Source organism: Synergistaceae bacterium (assembly GCA_021372895.1).
Lineage (GTDB): Bacteria > Synergistota > Synergistia > Synergistales > Synergistaceae > JAJFTP01.
Window position 1 is genome coordinate 1 of record JAJFTP010000001.1, and the last position, 10,882, is coordinate 10,882.

Below are 10,882 nucleotides of genomic sequence, written 5' to 3' on the forward strand. Positions count from 1 at the left end.
ACACGTTTAATAAGTTCTATCTGCTCATTATCAAGAAAAAACTTCATATATCCTTTACGTTTGAAGCCAATGCCGTGTTCTCCCGATAGTGTGCCTCCCATTGAGATGACCCTTGAGTATATTTCCTCCTGTGCCTTGTGGAGGGCCTCACGCCAATTGTCTGAGTCTGGACCGATGATCGTGCAGTGCATGTTTCCGTCTCCAGCATGCCCGTAGGCCACCCAGTCAAGACCCCTGCCGGTGCACACAGATTTAACAGCTGCAAGCAGTGCCGGGACTTTATCTATCGGGACCACTAGATCCTCTTTTGTGTATTTGTCATAGAAGAAAGCCGTTGCCTCAGGTATGGACTTTCTTATCTGCCAGATCCTGTCCTTGGTGCTGCGCGTGTCCGCGACATAAACTTCATTTGCCCCGTGTTTTTCTGCGAGCTCTCCTATCTCAGCATACTGTCTTTCCAGCAGTTCGGGATCATTTTCCTCAAGCTGTATTATAAGTGCGGCACCTGCATCTCCTGCCGGTACCGGCTGTCCGGAATATTTTTCTACGAGGCGGAGAGCTTTTTGGTCCATGAATTCTATTGACGCAGGGATAATTCCGCCCTCAGTTATTATCCGCGGGACGAACTCTATTGCACTTTCGGCGTCAGGGAACGCCGCAAGCAGGTCTACTGAGTGTCTGGGAAGGGGAAGGAGCTTTAGGACTGCCTTGGTTATCACTGCCAGTGTGCCTTCAGAACCGGCCATAATATGGACGAAATCGAGACCGGTTACGTCCTTGCGCCGTTTACCGCCGAACCATGTGACCGATCCGTCCGCCAGTACAACCTCCATCGAGAGTATCTGTGCGCCCGTTGTGCCATATTTTATTACCTTATTGCCGCCTGCGTTCTCAGCGATATTGCCGCCGATGTATGAGGCATCTCCGCTGCACGGATCTCCGGCATAGAGAAGGTTGTGCATCGCAGCCAGCCTGCTTATCTCGGCGGTGACAACTCCGGGTTCCACGGTTATGGAGAGGTTGGCCTCGTCCAGTTCTATAATTCTGTTCATTTTCTCAAAGCTCATGACGATGCCGCCAAATGCCGGCAGCGCCCCGCCTGAGAGTCCCGTGCCGGCTCCGCGCGGTGTGACAGGTATCCTGTGGGATGAGGCGATTTTCATGACAGATGAGACGTGCTCCGTCGATTCGGGGAAGACCAGGACCTCGGCCGTGTATTCCTTGTCATAGGCGTTTGCCGGGACTTCGTCGTGCGAGTATGTCCTTATTTTTTCCGCATCAGATGAGACGTTGTTTGCCCCTAACCCCTCCTGCAGTTCTGAGAGGACCTGCAGGGTCAACGGGGTGTATGAGAACAGATCAGTCATAGGTATCCCTCCATATGATATCGGGTGCATATCGTCTATAATAGCACCATGAAGATGGGGGTGGATCAGCATGGAAAAAGAAATCGTATATGGTGTCAGTCTTGCAGGCGAGACGGATATATACCTCTTCCGTGAGGGAAGTCATGCCCGTCTCTACAATTTTATGGGCGCGCATATGATCAAAAATGAGGGCGTTGCCGGTGTGCTCTTTGCCGTATGGGCTCCAAACGCCGAAGAAGTTTCAGTGATCGGCGACTTTAACTCATGGGACACAGAAGCGCACAAACTGGCTCCGAGATGGGATTCATCGGGTATATGGGAAGGTTTTGTGCCCGGTATCCCCGCTTACTCCTGCTACAAATACAGCATCCTTACAAGTGATGGAGAGCGTCTTGACAAGGCGGACCCGTTCGCATTCCTTTGTGAAGGACCCCCTCTTACCGCTTCCAAAGTCTGTCCCCCTCCCGTATATAAGTGGGAGGACAGTGCATGGATGGCATCAAGGGCTGAACACAGCGCACATGACAGACCTCAATCGATATACGAGCTGCATGCAGGTTCATGGAGACGTACTGCAGAGAATGGGTATCTGACATGGCTGGGCCTCGCAGAGGAGCTTCCCCCATATCTCGTCGGCAACGGTTTTACACATGTGGAATTTATGCCGATTATGGAACACCCGTTCTATGGCTCCTGGGGTTATCAGACCACAGGTTATTTTGCACCTACCGCACGGTACGGTTCTCCCGAGGATTTAATGAAACTTATAGATGTTCTTCATAAAGCTGGGATCGCCGTTATCCTGGACTGGGTCCCCTCTCACTTTCCGTCTGACGCATTCGGGCTTGAGAAGTTTGACGGGACCTGCCTATATGAGCACGCCGACCCACGCCGCGGTTTCCACCCGGATTGGAAGAGCTGTATTTTTAACTATGGCCGGAGCGAGGTAAAAAGTTTTCTCCTTTCTTCAGCGCGTTTCTGGCTCGACAGATATCATGCGGACGGACTCAGAGTTGACGCTGTTGCGTCTATGCTCTATCTTGACTATTCTCGCAAGGAGGGTGAATGGCTGCCCAATATGTACGGGGGCAGAGAGAACATCGAGGCGATAGATTTCCTGAAAAAACTTAATGAGACATTGTACATGGATTACCCTGATGTCCAGACGACGGCAGAGGAGTCTACCTCGTGGCCTATGGTATCACACCCGGTATGGCTCGGTGGGCTTGGTTTTGGCTATAAATGGAACATGGGCTGGATGAATGATATCCTGAAATATATGAGCAGAGATCCTGTCTTCAGGCAGTATCACCAAAATTCACTTACATTTGGCATGTGGTATGCATATTCCGAGAATTTTGTCCTGCCGCTCTCCCATGATGAGGTCGTTCATGGCAAGGGCTCGCTTTGGGGCAGAATGCCGGGTGACGATTGGCAGAAGGCTGCAAATCTGCGCCTGCTCTTCGGCTGGATGTTTGGACATCCTGGCAAAAAACTGGTTTTCATGGGCGGAGAGTTTGGACAGGAGCGCGAGTGGTGTCACGATTCCAGCCTGGACTGGCATATCCTTGACGAGTCTTTGCACAGCGGGATGCTCCGGTGGTTCCGCGATATAAACCGCTTCTACACAGATACACCGGCTCTGTGGGAGCAGGATTATGACAGGCGGGGGTTTGAGTGGATAGACTCAAGCGATGCGGCCTCAAGCGTGGTATCGTTTATGCGCCGTGCAAAAGATGGGTCGGAAGTTATTTTTATTGGGAACTTTACACCTGTTCTGAGGACAGGATATAGAATAGGGATCCCCGGGGGCAAGATATGGCGCGAGGTACTCAACAGCGATGCTTCCTGTTACGGCGGGTCCAACTGCGGGAACCTGGGCAAGATAGAGGCTGATGAAGTCCCATTTCACGGAAGGCCTTATTCAGTGGCGGTTACATTGCCGCCTCTGGCATGTCTGTTTTTTATGGCTGATTAGAGAAACAGCATACCTGTTACATGGAGGAAATATATTTGAGCAATTCGCGAAAAAGCGGGATTTTATTACATATTTCAAGTCTTCCCGGGCCGTTTGGTATCGGTGATTTAGGTTCGAATGCGGAGCGGTTCGCCGTTTTCTTGTCAGCGTCAGGGGCAGGCGTCTGGCAGGTCCTTCCTCTGACGCCGGTGAGCGGCGCTTCAGGTCATTCTCCATACAGCAGCTCGTCTGCATTTGCGGGCAGCCTGTTGTTTGTCAGTCCCGAAAAAATGATAAAGGATGGGCTGATATCAGAGGATGATATAGAGCCTTTTTTAGGTCGGGGATCTGCTTATGCGGATTACGCCTTCGCGTCTGAGGTAAGGGAATATTTACTTGTAAAAGCTTGGGCCAATTTTTCTTCCGGAGATAAAAGGTTCTCCTGCATGCATGAGGAATTTCGTCTTTTCCGTGAAGAAGAAAAGTTTTGGCTTGACGATTATTCTCTCTTTTCTGTCCTTAAGGAGAAGTTCGGGTACAAGTGTTGGAATGAATGGCCCTGCGAGTATCGTCGGCATGATCGTCAGGCGCTTGAGCAGTTTGCGCAGCAGGATGAAAATGCCGGACGCATATCCTTCATATCATTCACCCAGTTCATATTCTTCAGGCAGTGGCGTGCCCTGCATGAATATTGCCGCAGCTGCGGGATCCTCATAATGGGAGATGTCCCTATGTTTGTCGCGCTTGACAGCTCTGATGTCTGGGCTGATCAGGATTTTTTTGATTTGGATGCCGATGGCAGACCGAACAGTGTCGCCGGCGTGCCGCCTGATTATTTCTGTGAGACAGGACAGAGATGGGGCAATCCTCTTTACAGGTGGGATCGCATGGAGGCCGACGGTTTCCGCTGGTGGGTGGGCAGAATCAAAGCCTCGCTTGCCATGTTCGATTTTATCAGGGTAGACCATTTCCGAGGTTTCTGCGGTTATTGGGCCATCCCCGCATATGAAGGTACGGCTGAGAACGGGGAATGGCGCCGGGCTCCGGGCAGAGCTCTGTTTGATGTGCTGGAACAGAAAATTGCCCACCAATATGGTAGCGGATCTCTTTCCATGGTTGCTGAAGACCTTGGCATAATAACGGATGATGTCAGAGATCTGATGGATAAGGCCGGTATTCCGGGCATGAAGGTGCTACTGTTTGCATTTGGCGATGGGGTAGGGAGCAATCCATATGCTCCGCATAATATCACACGAAACTCTGTCATATATACAGGCACGCACGACAATAACACTGTCCGTGGCTGGTGGGATAACGAAGCTTCTGCTTCAGACAGAAGGCGGTTCCAATCCTATATCGGACACGATATCGTCCCTGACGATGCAGCAAAATATATGACGCGGCTAGCTCTTGCATCTGTGGCTGATCTTGCTATTATACCTATTCAGGATATACTTGGCCTTGACGGTTCGTCCAGGATGAACACCCCGGGAGAATGCCGCGGTAACTGGATGTGGAGGCTTACCCAGGAGGAGCTTGAGTATTTTGCGTCGGATGGTTCTGCCGAAGCGTATAGGCTCAGAGAGATGAACTCACTGTATGGCAGATGTAAATAAGAGAAATGGCACAAAAGATATCGCTGCAGCATATGTTATGATGTCTTGGATGCAATAGTAAAGGGAGACATCATGTAATGCATACTATAAAAAACAATAAATATAATAAATATAACGGTCATGATCACAGAGAGTTGATCTTCTTTGCGATTATTATGCTCTCCGTATTAATGAAATTCTATTTTGTTGAATTCTATGTGCGGCCTGTGATTACCCGTAATATGTTAGCGGTGGCATCATCTGTCGGGATAACGATGTTGCTTTTTGTCCCCGTTAATCTAATGTGGAACAGACTTAGGCCATATCTGGCTTTTATGGCCGACTTTCTGCTTTCTGCGCTGGCGGTGACTGATCTTCTGTACATGCGATATTATTCCGATCTTTTCTCATTCGGGAATATCGGACTTACGGCACAGGTTGGCGAGATATCTGACTCTGTGTTTGCCTTGTTCCACCCATCAGATATCATCTATTTTATTGACATTCCAATACTGTTTTTTTATATTTTTATAACGCGCAAATCTTCGGACAAGCCATTTTTTAAGAGACTAAACGTTCGTCGCGCAGGTATTTCCGTAATTTTAATCCTGATCGGCGCCTTGACTCTTTACCGGTGCTTTGACAGCTATGAAAAAAAAATGCCGGGGGCGCTGCGTTCTATGTGGGACCGCCCTGCGATATGCGGCAACGTAGGGGCTATGACATATCACGTTGCAGATGCATTGAACATTGTGCGCGACCGCTTTATGAAAAGATCGCTGCCGCAGGAGGAGATCAACGAGATCAGAGATTGGCTTGATGCGCGCAGCCGCGCAGAAATGCAGAATGACAAGATGTTCGGCATGTACAGGGGAAAGAATCTGATAATCATACAGGTCGAGTCGCTTCAGCAGTTTGTCATCGGGTTGAAGATAAACGGAGAAGAGGTCACTCCGAATATAAACCGTTTCGTAAGAGAGTCCGTTTATTTCAGCAGGGCCTACAATCAAACGGGTACAGGCAATAGCTCTGATGCCGAGTTTCTTGTGAACGCGGCACTCTATCCGTCGGCGGCGGGAGTAGTGTACACACGTTTTGCCGGAAACAGATACGAGGCCCTGCCAAAGCTGCTTGCGGAAAACGGTTACAGCACTCTTGCGCTGCATGGAGACAGGCCGGGTTTCTGGAACAGGCAGCATATGTATCCTTCTCTTGGTTTCCAGAAATTTATCAGCAAGAAAGATTTCATCGTTGACGAAAAGATAGGATTGGGGCTCAGTGACAGGAGTTTCTTCAGACAGGCTGTAAACATTCTGGATAAAGAGCCTGAGCCTTTTTATGCTTTTTTAGTGACACTTACAAGCCATTATCCTTATGATTTTGAGCCTATATTTACGCAGACGAAGTTCAATACCGGCAAATTCAAGGGAATGCTGATCGGCAACTATCTGACGTCGATACACTATTTTGATACACAATTCGGAACATTTATTGAGGAGCTGAGGAAGAAGGGGCTTCTCAACACGTCTCTTGTAATTGTCTACGGAGACCACCCTGCGATACCTATATGGGACAGGACAAACATAGAAAAACTTCTGGGACGGGACCTAAGCAGTGATTGGGCTTGGCGCGAAGTTCAGAAGATCCCGCTTATCATAAGAATGCCGGGGACAGACGGGGGGCGGGCGTTTCGCGATGATAAAACCCCTGTCGGGCTCATCGACGTTTCAGAGACTGTGTCCGGGCTGCTTGGATTTCGCTTTGTTCCAGGGTTGGGATATGATCTTTTCGTTCCGCGGGCAAAGGAACCTGTGATATTCCGCAACAGTTCATATATAACCGGGAATGCATTTGTTGAGCCCTCAAAGGGAACGGCAACGGATATCAGGTCCGGTAAACAACTAAAATATGAAGATTTTAAAGACATGACAGATGAAGTCGTCCGGCGGCTCGGATTCAGTGATAAAATTCTCGGGTATGACCTGATCCCCAAACTGTTGAATACAGAGGCTGAAAGATAAAAATGCTGCCGGTCAGAGATATGGAGCATAAAAACAACGGATACCGGTTACTGCCGATAACAAGTTATAAGTCATTGGCAATGCAATATTGTACGATGGAAATAGCCGGCGTATCCGTCTCCGTTTTATTAAGAGCTTACGTCGCCGCTGTTGTTTTTAGGCTGTCATGCATGTATCATATTGAGACACAAAAGCAGCGCTTGTATGTTGCAATGCCGCTGTTTTTGCATGTCCGGGAGGAATGACAGACAATGGGAAACTCGCAGGAACTGTACTACTGGGTCATATGGTGGGGCTGGTGGATAGTACAGTTTGTGCTCTATACACTTCTTGGTTTACTCATGTGTGACGGAGTATATCAGATTATCGTCAGCATAAGAGGATTCTGGAATCAGAAGGAGATGCCACGCGCGAAGCGCTACCGCAGGTTTGCTGTGCTTATCCCCGCCCATAACGAAGCGCAGGTTATCGTTCCGCTTCTCAGGAGCCTGCTGGATCAGAACTATCCAAAGAACTGCTACCGGGTCTTTGTTTCCTGTGACAATTGTACCGACAACACGGCGGAGCTCGTACGCGAGCACGGGGCCGTTGCTCTTGAGCGCTTTGACGCGGAACACAACGGCAAGACGTGGAATGTACGCTGGGCGTTGACCAAACTGCCTATGGACGAGGTAGATGCACTTGCCATGTTCGACGCGGATAACCTTGCGGATAAAAACTTCCTTGCCCGTATGAACGACTATATGGAGCTTCATCCTGAGGCAGAGGCAATACAGGGCGTCCTCGATGTAAAAAATCCGGATGATAATTGGCTGACACGTTCTTATGCGCTTGCTTACTGGTTCTCCAACCGCTTCTGGCAGCTTGCGCGCGGACTGTGGGGTCTTTCATGCACACTTGGCGGTACAGGGCTTGTGATCCGTGCCGCTACGCTTGAGAGGATCGGATGGGACCTCGAAAGCCTCACTGAGGATCTCGAGATGTCTACGCGTCTGATATTGTCAGGCAGCAGGGTCCACTGGAACGACGCTGCATTGATCTACGACGAAAAACCTCAGAGCATGGAGGTCTCAAAACGTCAGCGTACCCGCTGGATGCAGGGTCACTACTGGGTATTATGGCACTACGGCATGGATGCGCTTAAATCATTCTTTGTAACCAGGAAACTCCAGTACCTCGACCTCTTTCTCTATCTGCTCGCGCCGGCGAAGTCCTGTCTCGGAATAATCATAATGATCGCGGGCATGGCGTACACGCTGGTGAACAATATGATCCTTTTCCCGACAATTTCCAAGAGCACGCCGCAGACAACTATAGATTGGGTACTCTTCTTCGGGCTGCCGATATTCTTCATAATCGCGTTTTGTCTGATATGTGTCATTGTTGGACCTTCCATGCACGAAAAGAAATTCACTTTGAGATACGTCAAAGATACGTTTGCATATTTTTGGTTTGGGATCACCTGGATACCGATATTGTTTAAGGCTGCGTTCCTTGCAAAAAACCAGGGAATATGGGTCAAAACGGAACATACCAGAGGAATTTCCCTGGACCAGATAGAGAAGGATTGATCGAGGGGGCGTATGTGATAAAAACGCAATTTGAACTTTTCGTGACCCGACGCTTCCTGCCGCTATTCCTTACGCAGTTTTTCGGAGCGTTCAATGATAATCTGTTCAAGAATGCGCTCGTGATACTAATTACATTCCGGCTTGCCGAAGCATACGGGATGAACGCCCAGATACTGATAACGGTCGTCGCGGGTCTTTTTATATTGCCATTTTTTCTGTTTTCTGCGACGGCCGGCCAGATCGCCGACAAATATGAGAAATCCTTTCTCATACATATAATAAAATTTGTTGAGATATTGCTCATGGTTATGACTGCCGTGGCCTTTCACTTTATGAGTCTGTGGGGGCTTATAATTTTGCTGTTTTTTATGGGTGCGCAGTCTGCCTTTTTCGGGCCGCTCAAGTTCAGCATCCTACCTCAGCATCTTAAGGAGGATGAACTGGTGGCGGGCAATGGTCTTATAAGCGCCGGTACTTATATTGCCATACTTGCCGGCACGCTGTGCGGCGGGCTTTTGATCCTGCATAGGCTGGGCCGTGTGTATATTTCGGTGGGTATTGTAGGAGTTGCGGTCCTTGGATATACTGCGAGCCTTTTTATACCCAAAGCACCGGCTTCGGCGCCTGATATGAAGATTGACCGTAACATATTTCGAGCTACGTGGGACATTCTTTCTTACGTCATGCCCAACAAGCTGGTCTTCCGTTCCATACTTGGCATAAGCTGGTTCTGGCTCCTCGGTTCTGTATTCCTTTCACAGTTTCCGACGTTTTCAAAGGATATCCTCGGAGGCAACGAGGAGGTCTCAACGCTGTTTCTGGTAGTATTCTCTGTCGGCGTAGGTCTTGGTTCCACCCTCTGCAACAGGCTGCTGCAAGGCAAAATTTCAGGCAGGCTTGTTCCGGTAGGCAGCATTGGTGTTACGGCTGCGATCATAATGCTCTATGGTTTCAGCCTTGCTGTTGACAGCGGACATTTACTGATGGGAGCCATGGAATTTATCAGGATGCCTGTCTCATGGGGCGTGATTTTCTCATTCTTTATTCTTGCAGCCTCAGGGGGTATCTTCAGTGTCCCGATGTATGCCATTATGCAGTCCAATAGCCCTGTTGAGCATAGGGCCCGTGTTGTTGCGTGCCTTAATGTGACCGACTCGTTGGGTATGGTTTTTTCTGCCGTTATTGTATCTGTCTTGCTCTATTTTCATATTTCAATAATAAATATATTTCTCACTGCCGGTGTGGCAAACTTGCTTATAATGCCGTTCATGAGCAGTCCTGCGAGGTTTGACGATGGTCAATGACATAGTTCTCAGGGAGAAGATCATAAGGGCGGGTATACTGATGACGGAAAAAGGCCTTGTGCAGGGGGCAGGAGGAAACATCAGCGCAAGAACGAGCAAGGGGTTTCTTATCACCCCTAGCGGCATGAGCTATGCGGATCTGTCACCCGGAGATCTGGTAGAGATGGATCTCTGCGCCAAAATCCTGAACGGGACGAGAAATCCGTCGATAGAAAGTGGCCTGCATTTGGCGATACTTGCTGCGCGCCCTGATATAGCCGCTGTTATACATACTCATTCTACCTGTGCTACCGCTATTGCCGCCGCCAGACGCAAACTTGAACCGATAACCGACAACCAGGTCGCTGTATTTGGCGGGGCAGTGCCTGTTGCAGACTATGCACCAATAGGTTCTGAGGCTCTTGCCAGAAACGCGGTCCTTGCACTTAAAAACGGCGTCGGGGTCCTGCTGGCAAACCACGGCTCTTTGTGTGTGGGAAAGACGCTCGAAGAGGCCTTGTCCCGCTGTGAGATGCTCGAAACTTTTGCGAATATATTTATCCTTGCTCATATAGCCGGCGGAGGAATTGCGCTGACTGATGAAGAGATCAAATTTGAAACGGAAGACCTCAAAAAAAGATATGGGCAACGATGACAAAACAAATTGCCCATTAGTATTTTTAATATTTACGGAGAATGATTTAGTTTGCGGGTCATCTACATGTAAAAACTGCCTGCCAACACAAATTCGCAGGCAGCTTTTACATGTGCCTTTTAACTGACCGCTAGCCTACTGCGAGATTGCACTTACAGGGCAGGTGGCTACGCAGGCTCCGCACTCTACGCAAGTGTCTGCGTCCACTTTTGCTTTGCCGTTCGTTACGCTGATCGCTGATGTCGGGCACACGCCTACACAAGCTTCGCAACCTACACAGGTATCCTGATCGACTACTGCTTTAGCCATTGTAAGAAGTCCTCCTTAAAGTATGATCCAAAAATCTGCAGCGGGAAAACCGATCCCACTCCTGCGTATTCTATCTTGAAAAATCAAATGCTTCAACTACTTTTTATATATTGAATATATTTAA

8 protein-coding genes are annotated in these 10,882 nt (G+C 49.0%); 6 read left to right on the top strand and 2 right to left on the bottom strand.

The genetic code is table 11. The features are described from left to right. A partial coding sequence (locus LLF78_00005) for an FAD-binding oxidoreductase (protein ID MCE5200887.1) occupies positions 1–1,367 on the bottom strand: 1,367 nt, incomplete at its 3' end. 70 nt (positions 1,368–1,437) lie between these two features. Between LLF78_00005 and glgB the strand changes: the two genes are divergently transcribed. From glgB to LLF78_00035, 6 genes are all read left to right on the top strand, one after another. After that, complete coding sequence (gene glgB, locus LLF78_00010; protein ID MCE5200888.1) at positions 1,438–3,345, top strand: 1,4-alpha-glucan branching protein GlgB; 1,908 nt, start codon at positions 1,438–1,440, stop codon at positions 3,343–3,345. A 20-nt stretch (positions 3,346–3,365) separates the two neighbouring features. Beyond that, positions 3,366–4,940: a 4-alpha-glucanotransferase gene (gene malQ, locus LLF78_00015; GenBank protein MCE5200889.1), complete on the top strand. Its 1,575-nt coding sequence runs from the start codon at positions 3,366–3,368 to the stop codon at positions 4,938–4,940. A gap of 77 nt (positions 4,941–5,017) precedes the next feature. Continuing rightward, complete coding sequence (locus tag LLF78_00020) at positions 5,018–6,940, top strand: LTA synthase family protein (GenBank protein ID MCE5200890.1); 1,923 nt, start codon at positions 5,018–5,020, stop codon at positions 6,938–6,940. Positions 6,941–7,191: 251 nt separating this feature from the next. Beyond that, on the top strand, positions 7,192–8,511 hold the full coding sequence (locus tag LLF78_00025) for a glycosyltransferase (protein ID MCE5200891.1): 1,320 nt from the start codon (positions 7,192–7,194) through the stop codon (positions 8,509–8,511). Between the two features lie 14 nt (positions 8,512–8,525). Beyond that, a complete protein-coding gene (locus LLF78_00030; GenBank protein ID MCE5200892.1) occupies positions 8,526–9,815 on the top strand; it encodes an MFS transporter in 1,290 nt (429 codons plus the stop codon). Beyond that, entirely contained in the window at positions 9,805–10,449 is a 645-nt protein-coding gene (locus tag LLF78_00035) for a class II aldolase/adducin family protein (GenBank protein ID MCE5200893.1), read from the top strand. Before LLF78_00030 ends, LLF78_00035 begins: the two co-directional genes overlap by 11 nt. Positions 10,450–10,584: 135 nt before the next feature. On the opposite strand, the gene LLF78_00040 is transcribed toward LLF78_00035, so the two are convergent. Further along, positions 10,585–10,758 carry a 4Fe-4S binding protein gene (locus LLF78_00040; GenBank protein ID MCE5200894.1) on the bottom strand — a complete coding sequence of 58 codons (174 nt, stop codon included), beginning with the start codon at positions 10,756–10,758 and terminating at the stop codon, positions 10,585–10,587. Positions 10,759–10,882 lie beyond the last annotated feature (124 nt).

What these genes read in the sequence shown, in the direction of transcription:
- glgB (MCE5200888.1), top strand. Translation starts at nt 1,438, where the DNA reads ATGGAAAAAGAAATCGTATATGGTGTCAGTCTTGCAGGCGAGACGGAT.
- malQ (MCE5200889.1), top strand. Translation starts at nt 3,366, where the DNA reads ATGGAGGAAATATATTTGAGCAATTCGCGAAAAAGCGGGATTTTATTA.
- LLF78_00020 (MCE5200890.1), top strand. Translation starts at nt 5,018, where the DNA reads ATGCATACTATAAAAAACAATAAATATAATAAATATAACGGTCATGAT.
- LLF78_00025 (MCE5200891.1), top strand. Translation starts at nt 7,192, where the DNA reads ATGGGAAACTCGCAGGAACTGTACTACTGGGTCATATGGTGGGGCTGG.
- LLF78_00035 (MCE5200893.1), top strand. Translation starts at nt 9,805, where the DNA reads ATGGTCAATGACATAGTTCTCAGGGAGAAGATCATAAGGGCGGGTATA.
- LLF78_00040 (MCE5200894.1), bottom strand. Translation starts at nt 10,758, where the DNA reads ATGGCTAAAGCAGTAGTCGATCAGGATACCTGTGTAGGTTGCGAAGCT.